The following is a 16710-nucleotide window of genomic DNA, read 5'->3' on the forward strand; positions in this document are numbered from 1 at the left end:
AGGCGATGTACCTGTAGTCTAGGCCGCTGCGATTGGGAATGGGGCAGACTTTACCAGGGCTTAACGATTCTGAAGGAGTGGGATCCAAATGGCAACGGGCAGTATGGTGAATCGTGGGGTGTTGGGATGGGTGCTGGTTGGAGCTGGGCTCAGCCTGTGGGGGGTGGGGCGTTGGGCCTGGGATTCCAGGGCAGGACTGACTCAACTGATGGCGGGGCTGCTGCTGATCCTGGGTACTTTGCTCTACTGGCTGAAAACCCGGCCTGCCGATCAACTATGGGTGGAGCCGAAAGGTTGGACGCTAACCCGGGAAACTCCGCGGCAGTGGCTCATCCGGGCAGAGTTTGTCGCCCGCAACCTCAACCCCCTCCTGGAGGTGACCCTGGCCCAAGTGAGTCCACGGCTGCACTTGCTCAGTGCCGGATCTTCAGAAGGGATCCACACCCTGCTGCGTTTGCGCTCTCGCCACGAGGATCTCCCTCCTCGCCACGACAATTACTGGCAAGCCTATATCATTGGCCCCCAAAGCCAGACCGGCCTGGAACTAGAGCTCGAGCTGACGGGAGACGAGCTTTCCGACTTGCGCTCCGCCTGGGTAGAGCTGGACTACATCCAATACGGGCGGCAACAACGTACCCTCAAAACCAGCCATTTGATCTTGCCGCTGCAGGAGGTGGATCCCCTGCCAGAGCTGAATTGGCAGAAACAAGAGCACCTAAGCTGGGCACCCATTCCCACCCATTTGCTCACCCCCAGCGATGACTGGCCTGCAGTGATCGAGCGCTACATTCGTCCCCATGCTCAGTCGGGAGATATCGTCACCATTTCTGAGACAGCCGCCGCGATTGTGCAAGGCCACTTCCGTCATCCCCTCCAGGTGAAACCCGGTCTCCTGGCCCGTACTCTGTGCTACTTTTTCCCCTCCAAAACCAGCCTTTCCAGTAGCTATGGGCTGCAAACCCTGATCGATTGTTCTGGTCCCTGGCGGGTGTTCTGGGCTTTTGTTGTCGGATCTTTGGCTAAGCTGTTGCGGATCCCGGGGGTATTTTATGCCCTGGCGGGAGAACAAGCTGCCCTCATCGATGATGTCACTGGAACTTTGCCTCCCTACGATCAATTTATTGTCTTGGGGCCGAAGGATCCCGAGGTATTGGTTCAGCACATCAAAACCCAAACGGGCTATGAAATTGCCATCGTTGATGCCAATGATCTCGGGGAAGTGAAGATCTTAGCAGCAACTTCTGGTGTTAAAGGATCCCTGGTGGAACAGGCGCTCAAGAAAAATCCGGCAGGAAACTCGGCAGAACAAACGCCCGTTGTGCTCATTCGCGCCCAGTAAAATTGGCTGAGGCTTTCCATCCCTGAACTTTCAGAGCTTGCATCGCCTGATGGGTAGATAAGAAAATGTGATCTGCTCCAATCTTCTCCACAAAATGAATCGCCTTGAGCCGATCCATCACCGGCCCTTTCACCTCCGCCATATGGAACTGCACCCCTGCCTGCCAAAGTTTTTCCATCAGCCGCAATAACGATTCCAAAGCACTGCCGTCGATAAAATTGACTGCGCTACAAATCAACAGCAAATGCTGAACTTCGGGTCGTTCCGCCACCTGTTTGAGTAGATGCTCCTCCAAATACGCGGCATTGGCAAAAAACAAGCTTTCATCGACTCGGATCGCCAAAACTTGGGGATCCGTGATCACCTCATGCCGCAACATATTGCGATAGTGCTCCGTTCCTGGCACCTGTCCGACGATGGCAATATGGGGGCGACTGCTGCGCCAGAGAAATAACCCAATGGAGGTGATCACCCCCAGCCCAATCCCCGGCTCGATCCCAACTGACAAAACGCTGGCAAAGGTTACGAGCCATACCCCCGCATCCCCTCGGTCGTAATGCCAGCTGTGCAGCAAGGGGCGAAAGTCCACTAACCCCAGCACTGCCACCAGAATGATCGCGGCCAAAGTAGTTTGGGGCAAAAAGAAAAACAGCGGCATCAAAAACAGTACCGTCAGGGCAATCAACCCCGCTGTAATCAGAGAAGCCAAGCCAGAATTGGCCCCCGCTTGAAAATTCACCACCGAGCGGCTGATCCCCCCCGTTACTGGGTAGCCCCCCGTGAGGGCGGCGGCGAGATTGGCCGCTCCCAACCCTATCAAATCCTGGTCGGGATCCACCTTCTGACGTTTTTTGCTGGCCAAAGATTGCCCCACGGCATAGCTCTCCGTAAAGCCCACCAAACTGATGGCCAAAGCTGTCGGCAGCAGGGATCCCCATTGCTCCAGGTTCAGCCAAGGGAAGGTTAGGGATGGCAACCCCGCTGGAATCGCTCCCACCACCGCTACCCCGGATCCCTGCGACAAATCTAAGCCCCACACCAGCAGCGTGGTTAGGATCACCACCCCCAACGGAGCACCTTTACTGAGGGGCAGCACCCAAACCTGCGGGATCCCCCACCGGCGCAACTGAGCCGGTAATTTTTGCTGGGCATAGAGGAGTAGGGCAATCCCCAACAGTCCCAAACCCAACGTCACTCCATTCAAGCCCCCACGGCTCTGCCACAGTTCCCGTAGCAACACCAGAAAGGACTCCGTATTGGGGATCCGTACCCCCAGCAAATGCTTGACCTGGCTAAAAGCAATGATCAAAGCCGCCGCACTGGTAAAGGCAGAAATCACCGAATGGCTGAGGAAATTCACCAAAAACCCCAACCGCAGCACTCCCATCCCGGCCTGGATCAGCCCCACCCAGAGGGCAATCCCCACGGCCAACTGCCCGTACTCTGGGCTACCCGGTTCTGCCAAGGGTTCCAACCCGGCTGCCACCAGCAACGACACCATCGCTACCGGCCCCACCGCCAGTACCCGGCTGGATCCCAGCAAGGCATAAACAATCAAGGGCAGAAGGCTGGCATACAACCCCGTTTGCGGGGGCAAACCGGCCAACAGAGCATAGGCCATACTCTGAGGCACCAGCATAATCGCCACGATCACCCCAGCAATCACATCCCCCGGCAAATTCCCAGGGGAATAGTGCCATGACCAATCAGTAAAAGGTAGGTAACGCTGCAGGATCCCGACTTGGGGAGAGGTTGATGGGGAATGGGGATCCTGCACCCCAGGGATCCCTTGCGTCATAGAGACTGGCCTCGGTTCCAGGGCATGCGCGCCAACAGAAGAGCCATGCCACAGGTATTGGTGACACCAGCGAACACCAGCCCTGATCCTACAAAACCACTCAACAGCAGCCACCAAGGGTTGACCAAAGCTCCCATGAGCGTGCCGAAGACAACAAGGGATCCCGCTGCGATCTGCACCTGACGCATCAGAGAAATGGGAGCATTTGGGGTGCGGGTGACGGGCAACTGAGCCGATTTCCAGGCTTCGATCCCTCCTTTGAGGTTGAGCACCTCTGGCCAACCTGTATCTAACAGTTGGCAACTGGCCCGGATCGAGCGGCTGCCCATGCGGCACTGCATCACCACCGTCTGTTCGGGAGTGGAGGTGGGCACCTGGGTTGGGTCAAAGGTGGAGAGCGGCATATTGATCGCCCCTGGGATCCGCTCCTCGGCATATTCTGAGGGTTCCCGTACATCGATCAGGTTCACCCGCCCCTGATCCAGCCATTGTTTCAACGTCAGGGCATCAATTTCCTTGAGACGGGGATCCCGATCCTGTTGGGCTTGCGGTTGTGGGTTTTGTGCAATGGTCATGATGTTCTCCTAGATTCTGTAAGGGTTTAGAGCTTGTTTTCGAGTGAAGAAGAAAAACTGGGTCAATCATCCTCTTGGAGCAAGTCGCTGGGTTCACCAGGATAAAACTGTTCGTCTAGAATTTGCTCTAGCGAATAGGGGCAATCTCTTGGGAAGACTTTCTTGGAAAGATTGGTCTCGCTACTAGCAAGTTCAGATGCTTTTAAGTAACTTCGCTATAGGGTCTCTTGCAAATGAGCTTTTAGACTTGGGTTGTCTAATAATAAATCAGAAATTTCAAATCTCTGAATCCGTAAAGTTGACAACCAACTTCGAGAGTGCCACTCAACTTGATATTCCCACTTCAGTAGATATCCAATCAAAACAGAAAGTCGATTCCGCAGTTCCTGCCGTTGCTGCTTACCCAAAGATTCGATCTCCTCAATAATCAAATTGGGCAAATCCAAACGTTCCCATGCCTGATCCCGCAGAAGCCGGGCTTGCTCCTGTGTCCAAGCATAGAAATCTGCATCGTAGGCTGTTTTCGCCATGTCCTTAGTCCACAAAGTTGCTAAGAGAGATTAACTGATCTTGAACATGATCTTGACCACCCTCAGAAGTTGGCAATGTTTGAAGAGTAAAGAACCCAGCTTTCTTGAGTGATCCAAGCAAGCTATTCATCGTCGGAACGTGTCAGTTGACCTACATCCTTATCAATGAACACTGCTTCTCTTAAGCTAAACAGTTGTGGGAACTTTGCCACATTGCTCGTTAGCGGGCACGGCCTCTTGGATCTTTTTCGGATTGGGTAAGTTCAGGCTATTCATCAAAGCGATGAAGCTCTCCCGTGACCGTAGGGATCCCGTTGCAGGGTCAACAAAGCGGGGGTTCCAACGTTTTTCTTCGCCAATGGTGGAAACGGTGCGCCCCTTGTAGTCATGCCCCGGATAAACCAAGGTTTCATCCGGCAAGCTGAACAAATGCCCCGTAACATGGTCATACATCAGGCCTGCATCCCCACTTTGGAAATCCGTCCGCCCGCAGCCGCGAATCAACAGCGCATCCCCGGTCAAAATCCGATCCCCATTCACCCGATAGGTCATGTGGCTGTCGGTATGACCCAAAGTGGCTATCGCCTCAATCAAGAGGGATCCCACCTGAAGGGTTTCTCCGTGGGCAATGAAACGGTCGGCACACTGGGCTTTGGCCTGTACGGGTACGATCCCCTGGCACCCGGTTCGTTCTCGCAATTTGCCAGTCCCGGTGACATGGTCGGCATGCACATGGGTTTCCAGACAATACTTCAGAGTTAGCCCCAACTCCTGGATCAAAGTGAAATCCCGCTCCACCTGCTCCAGCACGGGATCCACCAGTGCCGCCTCCCGGGTAACGGGATCCGCGATTAAATAAGTATATGTACCCGTCTCTTGATCAAACAGTTGTCGAAAGAGCATAACGTCCTCCTGTGTGTTCTTCAGACTCTGGCTCATACCCCTCAAGGCCACAGTTTATTGTCTCCATTTATAACTATATAACTATCTAGTGCTAAAATCAAGTCAAAGTAGAAGTAGAGGGATCCTCCCATGGCCCCAGCCCTAACCCCAGAAGTACTGAGCAGCGTGGCGGAATATTTCAAGGTACTCTCGGAGCCCAGTCGGCTGCAGATTTTGTGTGAGCTGCGTTCTGGCCCTAAAAATGTGACGGAGATCCTGGAGGTCACGGGCATGGGTCAAGCCAATGTTTCTAAACATCTGAAGATTTTGGCGCAAGCGGGCATCGTCAGCCGCCAACCGAAAGGGGTGAGTGTCTATTACCAGATTGTGGATCCCGCCTGTTTTGAGCTATGCGAGGTGGTGTGCAATCAGTTGATTGAGCGGCTCCAACAGCAAGCCCGCCAGCTAGAGCCGCTAGCTGTAGGTAGAGGGCCGGAGGTCAACTCTCGACCAGATGATTCTTTTTAGGCCGGGATCCCTGACTACCAGCCCTGATCTGTCGTCCGCTTTGCTCTAGCATGGAGTCATTGCCTGAGGCCAATCGGGCCAGTTCCTTGTTTTTTGCATGAGCGCTATTCCCCAACTAGAAGCAGACCTGATCTTCCACTCGATCCCTGAAGCCCTTGAAGACCTCAAGTCTGGTCGGATGATCATTGTGGTCGATGACGAAAATCGGGAAAACGAGGGGGATCTGATCTGTGCGGCCCAGTTTGCTACTCCCCAGGCGATCAACTTTATGGCCACTCATGCGCGGGGGTTAATTTGTCTGGCCATGCAGGGATCCCGCTTGGATGAGCTGAATATCCCTCTCATGGTGGGGCAAAATACCGATAGCAACCAAACCGCTTTCACCGTCAGCATCGATGCTGGATCAGAGGCAGGGGTCTCCACAGGTATTTCTGCTACCGACCGCTCACGCACCATCCAAGCAGCCATCAATCCCAATACACGACCGCAAGACCTACGCCGACCGGGGCATGTCTTTCCCTTGCGGGCTCGGGAGGGGGGGGTACTGAAGCGAGCTGGACATACCGAAGCAGCAGTGGATCTGTCGATTTTGGCGGGATTGTATCCGGCAGGGGTGATCTGTGAAATTCAAAACCCGGATGGATCGATGGCGCGATTGCCCCAGTTGATCGATTATGCTCGCCAGCACAACCTTAAGATCATCACCATTGCCCATCTGATCGAATATCGCCTGCACAATGAGCAGTTGGTGTATCGAGCGGCCACGGCTGCTCTTCCCACAGCATTCGGGCAGTTTCAAGTGATTGGCTACCGGGACACCCTCAATCAGGTGGAACATTTGGCCCTCGTTAAAGGAGATCCGACCCAATTTGCCGCAGAGCCTGTGTTGGTGCGGGTGCATGTGGAATGTCCGCTGGGGGATGCTCTGGGATCCCTGCGTTGTGACTGTCGTCGCCAATTGACGGCGGCTCTGAAGATGATCGATGACCAAGGCAAAGGGGTAGTGGTTTACCTACGCCAGCAAGTGCAGGGGATCACCCCCATTCAGCAGATCCAGACCTATGCCCTGCAAGACCTGGGGTTAGCAGGATCGGTTGCCCTCGCCATGGGCGAACGCATCAACGGGACAGAGTCCTTGTCGCCCCCAGCCATAGATTTGCGGGATTACGGCATCGGGGCGCAGATCCTACGGGAAGTGGGGGTACGCAAAATGCGCCTGATCACCAATACCCCCCGCCATATCAGTGGTTTGAATGGCTTTGGCCTAGAAGTCGCCGAACGAGTCCCTTTGCGGGTGGAGAAGCCAGATCCCAGTCGGCTCGAGCAGTAACCTGCACAACCTGTCGGCGGGAAAGAAGCAATGCCCTTAGACACCCTCAGTCAAGCTTGTGTGATAATTCTTAACAGCACTTCACTTGTGAACTGATCGGCCATCGATCAGCTACTGTTTTGGGAGCCTCTGTTGTGACTCGTACTGCAGCCCTGTCCTGGAGCTATCAGCAAATTTGGGCGGATAGTCTGACGGTCTTTTGGCGAGATTGGCTGGATTTGCGCGGGCGAGTTTGGCAAGTGCTGGCTTCTGGCCTGGTGGCACCTTTGATCTATATTTTCGCCTTTGGTGTCGGTTTAGGGGGATCCCTGGGGGCGGGGGGGTTGTCCTCAGTGGCAGGATCTAGCGGGGCGGGTTCTTATCTGCGCTTTATCTTACCGGGGATGGTGGCTTTGTCGGCTATGACCATTAGCTTTGCGGGTACGACCTTCTCCATTTGTGGGGCACGTCTGTTCACCAAGAGCTTTGAGGAATTGTTGCTGCTGCCGGTACACCCCCTCTCGTTGCACCTGGGCAAAGTGATGGCGGGGATTGCCCGGGGCCTGATCACCGCTTTGGGGGTCTTGGTGATTGGGGTGCTGGGTACAGGGGCTTGGGGGTTGCTAAATCCGCTGGCACTCTTGATTTTGCTCTTAAACTGTGCTGTCTTTGCCGGGATTGGCGTGATCGCCGGGTTGAAGGTGCCGAGCCTAGAGAGTGTTGGGGTGCTCACCAATTTCTTGATTACCCCGATGTCCTTTTTGGGAGCAACCTTTTTTGATCCCAGCCAATTGCCCGGTTTTATGCAGGTGTTGGTTTATAGCTTGCCCCTCTCCTACGCTAGTGTGGGGATGCGGGCGGCGGCCTATCAGCCTCTTTCCCAGTTTCCCTGGTACACTGTGGCGGTCTTGGCTGGCTTGGCGGTGATCCTGGCTTTTGTAGGAGCCTACCAATTTTCTCACCAACAGGATTGACCGCCTCCATGCAGGTTAAAGCTGGACTGATCCAACTGTCTCTTCCCCGAGATGGGGTGGCCCGCTCCGTGATGCAACTGAAACAGGCGATGATCGATAAACATCTGCCCTTGATTGCGCAGGCGGCAGAGCAGGGGGTAAAAATTCTCTGCTTGCAGGAGTTGTTTTACGGCCCCTATTTTTGTCCTAGCCAAAGCCCAGAATGGTTTCAGTTGACCGAGCTGGTACCAGCTGGCCCCACCACCCAACTGATGCAGGAGCTAGCCCGCCGATACGGCATGGTGCTGGTGGCGCCGCTTTTTGAGGAGGAGATGCCTGGCCTCTACTACAACACAGCGGTGGTGATCGATGCGGATGGTCGGTATTTGGGCAAGTACCGCAAGACCCATCTGCCCCAGGTGCAAGGGTTTTGGGAAAAGTTTTTCTTCCGCCCCGGCAATTTGGGTTACCCGGTGTTCCAGACTGCCTTTGCCAAAGTGGGGGTGTACATTTGCTATGACCGGCATTTCCCAGAAGGGGCCAGGGCTTTGGGTCTAAATGGGGCAGAAGTGGTGTTCAATCCTTCGGCAACGGTGGCGGGTCTTTCGGAATACCTGTGGTTTTTAGAGCAACCTGCTCATGCAGCGGCCAATGGCTACTTTGTGGCAGCCAGTAACCGAGTGGGCTGGGAGGATCCCTGGCGCATCGGAGAGTTTTATGGCCAGAGCTATTTTGCTGACCCACGGGGACAAATTTTGGTCAAGGGATCCCGAGATCAAGACCAACTGGTGGTGGCGGATTTGGATTTGGATCAGGTGCGCCAAGTGCGGGAGCTATGGCAGTTTTACCGGGACCGGCGTCCGGATTTGTATGGCGATTTGCTCAAACCCTAAATCTGTCTTCAGCTTTATGAAGGTGAATGCCGTCGATCCTCTTCTGAATCTTGCAAGAGCCTTGTTTCCGTTGCCCCCCCCTCATTTTGCGCATCCCCCCCTAGACTTTATCCCCCAGTCCTACAGCCCTTGGGTACTGCGGCTGGTACATGGGATCCTGCCCTTGCTGATGCGGGTACGGGTACGGCGATGGCTCCCCTCTGGAATTTCAAAAGTGGAGGCTACGGGCGCAGAAACTCTAGCAGAGTTGTATCACCAATTTCAGACTGGCAGGATCCGGCTGATCCTGGCCTTTCGGCACGTGGAGGTGGATGATCCCCTAACGGGCTTGTATTTTTTCTCCCGTTTGTTGCCCCAAGTGGCCCATCGCCAAGGGATCCCGCTCCAACTTCCCATGCACGTCCACTTTCTCTACGATCGGGGGATGCCCCTCTGGGGAGGTAGGTGGCTGGGGTGGTTGCTCTCCCGCTTGGGTGGGATCCCGGTACATCGGGGGCGACGGGTGGATCGGCTGGCTTTAAATGCAGCCCGTCATCTGCTCATGGAGGGGCAGTTCCCCTTTGTGATTGCACCGGAAGGGGCCACCAATGGCCACAGCGAGCGGATTAACCCTCTAGAACCGGGAACGGCTCAACTGTGTTTTTGGTGTGCGGAAGATCTGGCCAAGGCGAGCCGCTCAGAAACGGTGATTATCCTGCCGATAGGCATTCGCTACCACTACACCCATCCCTCTTGGGAAAAACTGGAGCGCCTTTTGCAACATCTGGAGAAGGTGAGCGGACTCACAGTATCCTCTGTGGATCCCGGCTCCGCCAAGAACCGCAACACCCGCTATGCCCAGCGCATCTGTCGCCTCGGTCATCAAGTACTGACCCAGATGGAAGCGTTTTATGCCCAGGTGCATCACCAACCCCCAGCCCAAGTGCATGACCTACCCCTCAACACCCGCCTAGAACGAGTTCTCCAGCAAGCCTTGAAGACCGCTGAACACCATTTCGGCCTATCCTCACAGGGAGATGTGAATGGCCGTTGCCGCCGCATCGAAGAAGCCGCTTGGATACAGATTTACCGAGAAGAATTACGGGATCCCCGCTCTTTGTCAGCCCTAAGCCGGGGTTTACTCGACTGGAACGCCCAGCAAGCTTCCCTGTACATGCAGCATATGCGCCTAGTGGAGAGTTGTGTAGCTCTACGGGAAGAATATCTCCTGGAAAAACCCTCGTTCGAACGATTGGCAGAAACCGCTCTAATAGTGTTTGATGTGCTGGCTCGCCTCAAAGGAGAAGCCTATCCGGCCCGACCCCGCTTGGGTTGGCGCGCAGCTCATTTTACGGTTGGGGATCCCATTTCAATAACTGAGCGGTGGACAACCTATCAAAAAGGGCGGCAAGAAGCCAAGCAAGCCGTGGCTCAGCTCACAGAGGATCTCCGACTAGCTTTAGAACAGATGATCCAGTAGCAGCTAAGCCTTCTCCTCAAAGTTATAGATTTACAGGCCCGATGTACCCTTCAGAAATCAATCAGAAACAAAGCGGGATCCGCATCGGTTGGCCTAGTCGAGAAAAACCCGTTGAACACTCCACCCTAGAATGGGTCTCCTTCAGAAAGGAAACCGGAGGTTGGGGGGTGCTGCGCTGAATCACAAGCCGCCCTAACCGCAAAGCCTCCAAAAAGTGATCGATCAAATCCAGTTCGTACATGCTCAGAGGCTCATTCTCCGCTAGATGCAACAGGTGGCTGAGCTGTTCGCTAGAGAGGAGCCCCTGCTGGAGCGCCTGCTTCACTATCGGTTCAACGGACATCAGGGATCCCCTTGGTGAAAGGTACTGGAAATTCACTGATTATTCACTATTGATTCAGTTCAATACCTGACAGGTTATTTTTCTGTTTTGTCTGAGGGTGTTTAAAGTTTTTCCAGGCTTGTTTAACGACTTGTCATACTTCTCCAAATGGGATTCTTTCTGCCAGATAGCCCAACGGAATGATCACTACCAAATATAGCAATGCCTCGCCGACATAGGGGTCATAAATACCCCATTGCTCCACTTCGCTGACTAAATCCAGATAGCGTTTTTGAATGTGGGCTATCATTCCTGGCAGACAACTCTGTAAGAAAGCAAGCCAACATCTCGACATCGATTAAGCCTCCTGTTCCGGTTGCAAATACCCTTCTTGTGTCCATAAAAATAGCGGCAATGCTAGCGATACACCAACCAAAAGGTTACTCAGCACGTATACCCACAACCGTTTCATCCCCAAACGGGATCCCTCCGTGTAGATCAAGATCCACAACCCTAGCGAGGATACCAGCACATCCATGGCAAGAAAGCTGGAGATCGGATTTTGAAACAGCAGTTCCCAAAATCCCTCGATATCCAGTCCTCGCTCCAGAGGTAGCCGTCGTCACTGCTACCGAAGTGGTATTTCTCGCTACCGAATGTTCGTTATAAAAAGATTCGGAATGAAGGATCCCTACACTCAGGGCAATCCCTCCCACCGCCGACCACTCCAATAAAGGGGGCCAGACTTGCCAAGACGGCTTTTGGCCTTCAATCACCATCAGATTCCTCCTCTCCTATCAGTTCAATTGTGATGCCCGATCTCGACAATGTCTCTCAACGTAGGCCCGTAGCATTTTGCCCAACAATTGGCCTTGTCTTTGAAAAGATACCTTTTCCAAGCAGAAGACACGACTGAGCACCAGCCCACCCAGCAAAGCATCGAGCATCTGGATCAGATCGGGATCCTCAATTCCCAAATACTGCTTGCTCAGGTTACGGTATCCCTCATTGAGAGTAGATAGAAGCTGACTACCGTTCACCAGCTCCTGTGAATTGTGTTGCTCTTGATAAAAACTAATGCTCAGCAAGACCTGCTTTAGAAAAAGCTCTTCCCGACTTTCCACCCAACGAAAAATAGCCTCAACCCGCTCCTCCAGAGTCTCTCCCGCTGCAGCCATCGTCATCTCCACTTCCCGAAAGTCTTGTTGGGCTAGTTCTGCCATCAACTTCAAAAACAAATCCTCTTTGCTCTGAAAATAGTGGTAGAGCGTACCCGTTGAGACCCCCAACCCTTGAGCCAACTGCCGCATCGTCAGGGATCCATAGCCCCGCTCTGCAAACAGGTCAAAGGCCTTGAGCAACAGCTCTTTGCGGTATTGGTCGTGGTCGATGATCTTGGGCATTGCTGGAGCATCAGCTGGATAACGAACGTTCGATAATCTTAGTTTTAGGCTGAACGATCGTTATGTCAAGAGGGGATCCCAACATTTTTAGGATTGATCGTCGTTTGCGCAGATACTGGGTCGGTGTCATCAACACACCTTGGTCAGAATTAGGAGGGTTATTGCCATCCGATTTTCCTAGGTTCGCATCCGACATCCCCACTTCGCGTCAGCAGGTGGGGTGAGCTTCGTGCCTTGGGAAGATCTGGATCCCTACTTCTGCCAGCGCATTCTGCAAAGAGGGATGGAACTAGGGGATCGTTCTGAAGCAATTTTGCCTTCTTATCCGCTCCCTTTGAACACAGCGAGGGATCCCTGTCCTGCTAGCCTGGGAGATGGCGATGTAACCTCCCCTCTCGAACCACAGCAAAGATGGAATCCCAAACCTCGCAATTTAACTTCGACCGCAGACTTTGGAACCGCTTTATCACGGTGGCACAGCCCTACTTCTATCCGGTGGTGCGGCACGGCGGCTGGATCTTCTTGGGTTTGCTGGCAGTGGCCATGGTGTTCGTGGTCGCTTTGATGTTTTTTGTCGAGATTGGGGTGACCTTGGCAGGCCAGGTTTTGTTCCCGGAGTTTTTTACCAATGTGGCAGCAGGGCTGGTGGCCCAGACGGAAAGAAATCTGACCTCGCCGATTCTGTGGGTAGCGGCAGTGAGCTTGGCACTGAGCAGCCTTTGCTTTGTGGCGGTATGGCGACGGATCCATCAGCGTTGGTTGCAATGGGTGCTACTCACCTTTTTGCTGTTTTTATCGCTGACGGTGAACCGCTTGAATGTGATGATCAGCTTCATCTTTCGGTTTATCGACACAGCTCTCCAACAAAAAGAAGAGCCTACTTTCTGGCAATTTTTAATTATTTATGGGGTCTTGATTATTTCAGCGATTCCGATTTTGGTGATCTACCGATATACCCGCCTCAAATTGGGTCTATTCTGGCGAGAGTGGCTGACCCAATATTTTCTGGATCGCTACTTCGAACAGCGAGCTTATTACGAGCTAGATTCCAACGCCGCCAACACCGAGATTGATAACCCTGACCAGCGCATGTCGGAGGATGTTCGCTCTTTTACGGGCACGACCCTTTCGTTTCTGTTGGATATTCTCGACTCGATTCTGACCCTCTATGCCTTCACAGGCATTCTTTATGGCATTTCTCGGCCTTTGGCGCTGGGGTTGGTGATCTACGCCACCGTCGGCACAGGGATTGCCATTTTGGCCGGTCGCAAACTGATTAAGATTAACTTTGATCAACTGCGTTACGAAGCTAACTTCCGCTATAGCTTGGTGCATGTGCGCGACAATGCGGAATCCATCGCTTTTTATCAGGGGGAAGACCAAGAGCTACGGCAGATTCTGGAGCGATTTGGCTCGGCGCTGCGCAATTTCAATTTGTTGATCATTTGGCAGGCTGTTATCGATATCTTTCAATACGCCTACAACTATTTCACCCGCATTGTGCCGTATGTGATCGTGGCCCCCCTTTACTTCAGCGGCGTGCGAGACTTTGGCACCATTACCCAGGCCACCATCGCCTTTAGCCAAGTTTTGAGCGCTCTGTCGATTGTGGCCAACCAGATTCAGAGCATTTCCAGCTTCGCCGCCGGGATTAACCGTCTAGGTGCTTTTCACGAGTCGCTTGGGGATCCGGCTTCCCGCTACACCAGTGACCGGGAGAGCAACATCCAAACCCGTATCGCCCATCAACTGGCGCTCAATAACGTTACCTTGCTCACCCCCAATTCCGAACAGACCTTGGTGCGGGATCTCTCTTTTGCTCTGGAGTCTGGGCAACGGCTGCTGATCGTTGGGGTAAGTGGCACCGGGAAAAGCTCTCTGCTGCGGGCCATCGCCGGGTTGTGGACGAATGGCAAGGGATCCATCGCCAGACCGGATACGGAAGAGATGCTTTTCTTGCCCCAAAAGCCCTATATGCTGCTGGGATCCCTGCGGGATCAGCTCCTCTACCCGATGCGACGCAAGGATGTGACGGATGATGATCTGATCCGGGTGCTCAACCAGGTGAATTTGGGCGGGTTACCGGAACGGTTGGACGGGTTTGATGCTGAGAAGGACTGGGCCAACACTCTCTCGTTAGGCGAACAACAGCGCTTGGCCTTTGCCCGCATTTTGATCACCCAACCCCGCTACGCCATTCTGGATGAAGCCACCAGTGCCTTGGATGTGCCCAATGAAAAACTTCTCTATCTACAACTACAACACTTAAACACCACCTACATCAGCGTCGGGCATCGCCCCAGTCTGTTGGCTTACCACGACATGGTTTTGGAGCTACAGGGAGGTTCCGCCTGGCGGTTGTGGTCGGCAAAAGAGTACAGCACTCACTTGGCAATGGCCAGTTAAGAACTCTAACAGTTTTCTGGATGCTCTTTAACAAGATGTTGCGTCTCTAACCCTAACTGGACGGGGCTTGGTCAAGGTGATAGCTTATTTTCACAGGTATTCCGACCGGATTACCGGAGGATAAATACATGAGCCCCGTTGCCGCATCCGAAGCCACTCGCGCTGGCGTGCCCTTGGCACAGCGTTCCAAAGTTGAACAGATCAAGGAAGACAGCCATTTTTTGCGGGATCCTCTGCTGGAGGAGCTAGCCCAGGACACCACCCATTTTTCCGAGGCCGCTATTCAGGTGCTCAAATTTCACGGCACCTACCAGCAAGATGACCGGGATGTCCGCCAGCAGCGGCGGCAGGAGGGGTTGGAACGGGCCTACTCGATGATGTTGCGCACCCGGATCCCGGGCGGACATGTGCCCCCGCAACTTTATCTGACCTTGGATCGGCTGGCGGATCAGTACGGCAACGGCACCCTGCGAGCCACGACGCGGCAGACTTTTCAGCTTCACGGGATCCTGAAGAAAGACCTCAAAGCCACCCTGGCCAGCATCCTGCACCAGATGGGATCCACCCTGGCCGCTTGTGGGGATGTGAACCGCAACGTCATGGCTCCGGTCGCCCCCTATAAGAATCGCCCCGCTTACCGATACGCCCAAGACTACGCCCGCAAGCTGGCGGATTTGCTAGCCCCAAAAACCTCCGCCTACTACGACATTTGGGTAGATGGCGAAGCGATCCCGATCCCACCGGTGGATGAGGAGGTGCTGGCGGCGCAGGAGTTTGTCGGCCATGGGGTGCGCCTGGAGGGCCCCGAGCCTCTGTATGGCCCTGTATACCTGCCACGCAAGTTTAAGGCCGCCATCGCCGTGGCGGGGGAAAACACGGTGGATGTCTATTCTCAAGATTTGGGCCTCATCGTCCTCACCGACCGCAAAGGACACCTCAAGGGCTTCAATATCGTTGTCGGCGGGGGCATGGGCCGTACCCACGGCAAAGCAGAAACCGAGCCGCTCCTGGCCCAAAAGCTCTGTTTCGCCCCACCAGAATCGGTCTATCAAATTTGTCAAGCGATTTTGGCGGTGCAGCGGGATCACGGCAACCGCGGCGATCGCAAGCAGGCGCGCCTGAAATATCTGGTCAGGAAGTGGGGGATCCGCAAGTTTCGCCGGGTGGTAGAAGAGTATGTCGGGGAAAAACTGCAACGTTCCCGACCCTTGCCCAAATTTGCCCCCAACAGCGACGATTACCTGGGCTGGCACGAACAGGGGGATGGCCGGTGGTTTCTGGGCCTTTCCATCGAGAATGGCCGTATCCAAGACAGCCCAACTCGGCAACTGAAAACAGCGCTGCGCCGGATCACGGAAGCCTTTGCCTTGCCCCTGCGGGTGACCCCGACCCAGGATGTACTGCTCACAGAAATCGAAGACCACCAACGGGATCCGATTAACCAGATCCTCAAATCCCATGGGGTGCTCTCCAAAGAAGAAATTCCCCAGTTGGTGCGTCTGGCGATGGCCTGTCCCGCTTTGCCCACCTGTGGCCTAGCCATTACCGAGTCGGAACGGGCTTTGCCGGGTTTAGTTCGCCAACTGGATCAGCTGTTACACGACCTAGATCTGCAGGATTCTCCCTTTTTGGTGCGCATGACCGGCTGCCCCAATGGCTGTGCCCGCCCCTATCTGGCGGAGTTGGGACTGGTGGGATCCACGCCAGAACATTACCAAGTGTGGTTGGGGGCTAGCCCCGAGGGGGATCGCTTGGCTCAGGTGTTTCAAGAACGGGTTCACCTCGACCGGATTGTGCCCCTGATGGGATCCCTGTTGCGGCTCTACAAACAAGAACGACACCCCCAGGAAGCCTTCGGGGACTATTGCCACCGGGTGGGAATCCCCTATTTGCGGGCACAGATTCAACAAATCCAACAGACTATTTGAAAACTCACTCCCCGCCCTAGCGGCCCACTGTCAATCCCTCTACTGAGCACCGAGAGCCGCCAACAGATCATCGGCCAATAACACCGCGGTATAGGCCAAGACTTGTCGCTGCTCGGGGGGCAAATCGCCAATGGGGGTTTGGGGATTGCTGACGATACCCTGTAACACCATGCTGGCTACGTATTCCCGTTTAGAAACCCCGGGGCTGGAGATGGTGGGGTTATCGAGCGAGAACTTTTGATGATGCTCGAAGGGAAAGGCATATTCAGAGGCTAACGGCATCGCTCAACTCCGGGCTTGGGCTTTCCCTATTCTCCCATCTTCTCTCTCTCGGAATTCCGAAAAAAGCGAGGGCTGAAAAAGGGCACAACGGGTTATCGTATCA

General features: G+C 54.3%; 15 protein-coding genes and 2 pseudogenes. 8 read left to right on the forward strand and 9 right to left on the reverse strand.

Going from position 1 to position 16710, the window contains the following annotated elements; translation table 11 throughout:
* Nucleotides 1-88 precede the first annotated feature (88 nt).
* Nucleotides 89-1339 carry a hypothetical protein gene (locus L1047_RS05720; protein ID WP_235277913.1) on the forward strand — a complete coding sequence of 417 codons (1251 nt, stop codon included), beginning with the start codon at nt 89-91 and terminating at the stop codon, nt 1337-1339.
* Here L1047_RS05720 and L1047_RS05725 read toward each other — a convergent pair.
* From L1047_RS05725 to L1047_RS05740, 4 genes and pseudogenes are all read right to left on the reverse strand, one after another.
* Nucleotides 1323-3137 (reverse strand): SulP family inorganic anion transporter, encoded by a 1815-nt coding sequence (locus tag L1047_RS05725; protein WP_235277914.1) that lies wholly within the window; start codon nt 3135-3137, stop codon nt 1323-1325. The genes L1047_RS05720 and L1047_RS05725 overlap by 17 nt on opposite strands.
* Nucleotides 3134-3712: a rhodanese-like domain-containing protein gene (locus L1047_RS05730; protein ID WP_235277915.1), complete on the reverse strand. Its 579-nt coding sequence runs from the start codon at nt 3710-3712 to the stop codon at nt 3134-3136. The genes L1047_RS05725 and L1047_RS05730 overlap by 4 nt, the downstream gene beginning before the upstream one ends.
* 62 nt (nt 3713-3774) lie before the next feature.
* A pseudogene (locus tag L1047_RS05735) lies at nt 3775-4242 on the reverse strand (DUF29 domain-containing protein).
* A gap of 186 nt (nt 4243-4428) precedes the next feature.
* Nucleotides 4429-5145: an MBL fold metallo-hydrolase gene (locus L1047_RS05740; protein ID WP_235277916.1), complete on the reverse strand. Its 717-nt coding sequence runs from the start codon at nt 5143-5145 to the stop codon at nt 4429-4431.
* A gap of 129 nt (nt 5146-5274) precedes the next feature.
* On the opposite strand from L1047_RS05740, the gene L1047_RS05745 reads away from it, so the two are divergent.
* The 5 genes and pseudogenes from L1047_RS05745 (at nt 5275) to L1047_RS05765 (ending at nt 10266) form a co-directional block, all read left to right on the forward strand.
* The gene (locus L1047_RS05745) at nt 5275-5652 is read left to right on the forward strand and encodes an ArsR/SmtB family transcription factor (protein WP_235277917.1); all 378 of its coding nucleotides are present in this window, start codon (nt 5275-5277) and stop codon (nt 5650-5652) included.
* A 130-nt stretch (nt 5653-5782) separates the two neighbouring features.
* Nucleotides 5783-6961: pseudogene (ribB, locus tag L1047_RS05750) on the forward strand (3,4-dihydroxy-2-butanone-4-phosphate synthase); the annotation flags it as partial.
* Between the two features lie 155 nt (nt 6962-7116).
* Nucleotides 7117-7935, forward strand: a complete 819-nt coding sequence (locus tag L1047_RS05755) for an ABC transporter permease (RefSeq protein ID WP_235277918.1) — start codon at nt 7117-7119, stop codon at nt 7933-7935.
* Nucleotides 7936-7943: 8 nt separating this feature from the next.
* Nucleotides 7944-8807: a nitrilase-related carbon-nitrogen hydrolase gene (locus tag L1047_RS05760; RefSeq protein WP_235277919.1), complete on the forward strand. Its 864-nt coding sequence runs from the start codon at nt 7944-7946 to the stop codon at nt 8805-8807.
* A gap of 61 nt (nt 8808-8868) precedes the next feature.
* Nucleotides 8869-10266 (forward strand): lysophospholipid acyltransferase family protein, encoded by a 1398-nt coding sequence (locus L1047_RS05765; protein ID WP_235277920.1) that lies wholly within the window; start codon nt 8869-8871, stop codon nt 10264-10266.
* Nucleotides 10267-10327: 61 nt separating this feature from the next.
* Here L1047_RS05765 and L1047_RS05770 read toward each other — a convergent pair whose 3' ends face one another.
* The 4 genes from L1047_RS05770 to L1047_RS05785 all read right to left on the reverse strand — a co-directional run bounded on the left by L1047_RS05770 (nt 10328) and on the right by L1047_RS05785 (nt 11991).
* Nucleotides 10328-10609 (reverse strand): hypothetical protein, encoded by a 282-nt coding sequence (locus L1047_RS05770; protein WP_235277921.1) that lies wholly within the window; start codon nt 10607-10609, stop codon nt 10328-10330.
* Nucleotides 10610-10742: 133 nt separating this feature from the next.
* The gene (locus L1047_RS05775; RefSeq protein WP_235277922.1) at nt 10743-10898 is read right to left on the reverse strand and encodes a hypothetical protein; all 156 of its coding nucleotides are present in this window, start codon (nt 10896-10898) and stop codon (nt 10743-10745) included.
* Nucleotides 10899-10946: 48 nt separating this feature from the next.
* A complete protein-coding gene (locus L1047_RS05780; protein ID WP_328286059.1) occupies nt 10947-11198 on the reverse strand; it encodes a DUF2834 domain-containing protein in 252 nt (83 codons plus the stop codon).
* Nucleotides 11199-11385: 187 nt separating this feature from the next.
* Nucleotides 11386-11991: a TetR/AcrR family transcriptional regulator gene (locus tag L1047_RS05785; RefSeq protein WP_235277923.1), complete on the reverse strand. Its 606-nt coding sequence runs from the start codon at nt 11989-11991 to the stop codon at nt 11386-11388.
* A 411-nt stretch (nt 11992-12402) separates the two neighbouring features.
* Between L1047_RS05785 and L1047_RS05790 the strand changes: the two genes are divergently transcribed.
* Both L1047_RS05790 and L1047_RS05795 read left to right on the forward strand, forming a co-directional pair.
* The gene (locus tag L1047_RS05790) at nt 12403-14397 is read left to right on the forward strand and encodes an ABC transporter ATP-binding protein/permease (RefSeq protein WP_235277924.1); all 1995 of its coding nucleotides are present in this window, start codon (nt 12403-12405) and stop codon (nt 14395-14397) included.
* 128 nt (nt 14398-14525) lie between these two features.
* Complete coding sequence (locus L1047_RS05795; protein ID WP_235277925.1) at nt 14526-16325, forward strand: NADPH-dependent assimilatory sulfite reductase hemoprotein subunit; 1800 nt, start codon at nt 14526-14528, stop codon at nt 16323-16325.
* Nucleotides 16326-16364: 39 nt separating this feature from the next.
* Here L1047_RS05795 and L1047_RS05800 read toward each other — a convergent pair whose 3' ends face one another.
* Complete coding sequence (locus L1047_RS05800) at nt 16365-16607, reverse strand: hypothetical protein (RefSeq protein ID WP_235277926.1); 243 nt, start codon at nt 16605-16607, stop codon at nt 16365-16367.
* Nucleotides 16608-16710 lie beyond the last annotated feature (103 nt).

The sequence above is a fragment of the Synechococcus sp. Nb3U1 genome (genome assembly GCF_021533835.1).
Classification (GTDB): Bacteria; Cyanobacteriota; Cyanobacteriia; order Thermostichales; family Thermostichaceae; genus Thermostichus.

What these genes read in the sequence shown, in the direction of transcription:
- L1047_RS05785 (WP_235277923.1), bottom strand. Translation starts at nt 11,991, where the DNA reads ATGCCCAAGATCATCGACCACGACCAATACCGCAAAGAGCTGTTGCTC.
- L1047_RS05740 (WP_235277916.1), bottom strand. Translation starts at nt 5,145, where the DNA reads ATGCTCTTTCGACAACTGTTTGATCAAGAGACGGGTACATATACTTAT.
- L1047_RS05790 (WP_235277924.1), top strand. Translation starts at nt 12,403, where the DNA reads ATGGAATCCCAAACCTCGCAATTTAACTTCGACCGCAGACTTTGGAAC.
- L1047_RS05775 (WP_235277922.1), bottom strand. Translation starts at nt 10,898, where the DNA reads ATGATAGCCCACATTCAAAAACGCTATCTGGATTTAGTCAGCGAAGTG.
- L1047_RS05760 (WP_235277919.1), top strand. Translation starts at nt 7,944, where the DNA reads ATGCAGGTTAAAGCTGGACTGATCCAACTGTCTCTTCCCCGAGATGGG.
- L1047_RS05720 (WP_235277913.1), top strand. Translation starts at nt 89, where the DNA reads ATGGCAACGGGCAGTATGGTGAATCGTGGGGTGTTGGGATGGGTGCTG.
- L1047_RS05770 (WP_235277921.1), bottom strand. Translation starts at nt 10,609, where the DNA reads ATGTCCGTTGAACCGATAGTGAAGCAGGCGCTCCAGCAGGGGCTCCTC.
- L1047_RS05800 (WP_235277926.1), bottom strand. Translation starts at nt 16,607, where the DNA reads ATGCCGTTAGCCTCTGAATATGCCTTTCCCTTCGAGCATCATCAAAAG.
- L1047_RS05725 (WP_235277914.1), bottom strand. Translation starts at nt 3,137, where the DNA reads ATGACGCAAGGGATCCCTGGGGTGCAGGATCCCCATTCCCCATCAACC.
- L1047_RS05745 (WP_235277917.1), top strand. Translation starts at nt 5,275, where the DNA reads ATGGCCCCAGCCCTAACCCCAGAAGTACTGAGCAGCGTGGCGGAATAT.
- L1047_RS05730 (WP_235277915.1), bottom strand. Translation starts at nt 3,712, where the DNA reads ATGACCATTGCACAAAACCCACAACCGCAAGCCCAACAGGATCGGGAT.
- L1047_RS05795 (WP_235277925.1), top strand. Translation starts at nt 14,526, where the DNA reads ATGAGCCCCGTTGCCGCATCCGAAGCCACTCGCGCTGGCGTGCCCTTG.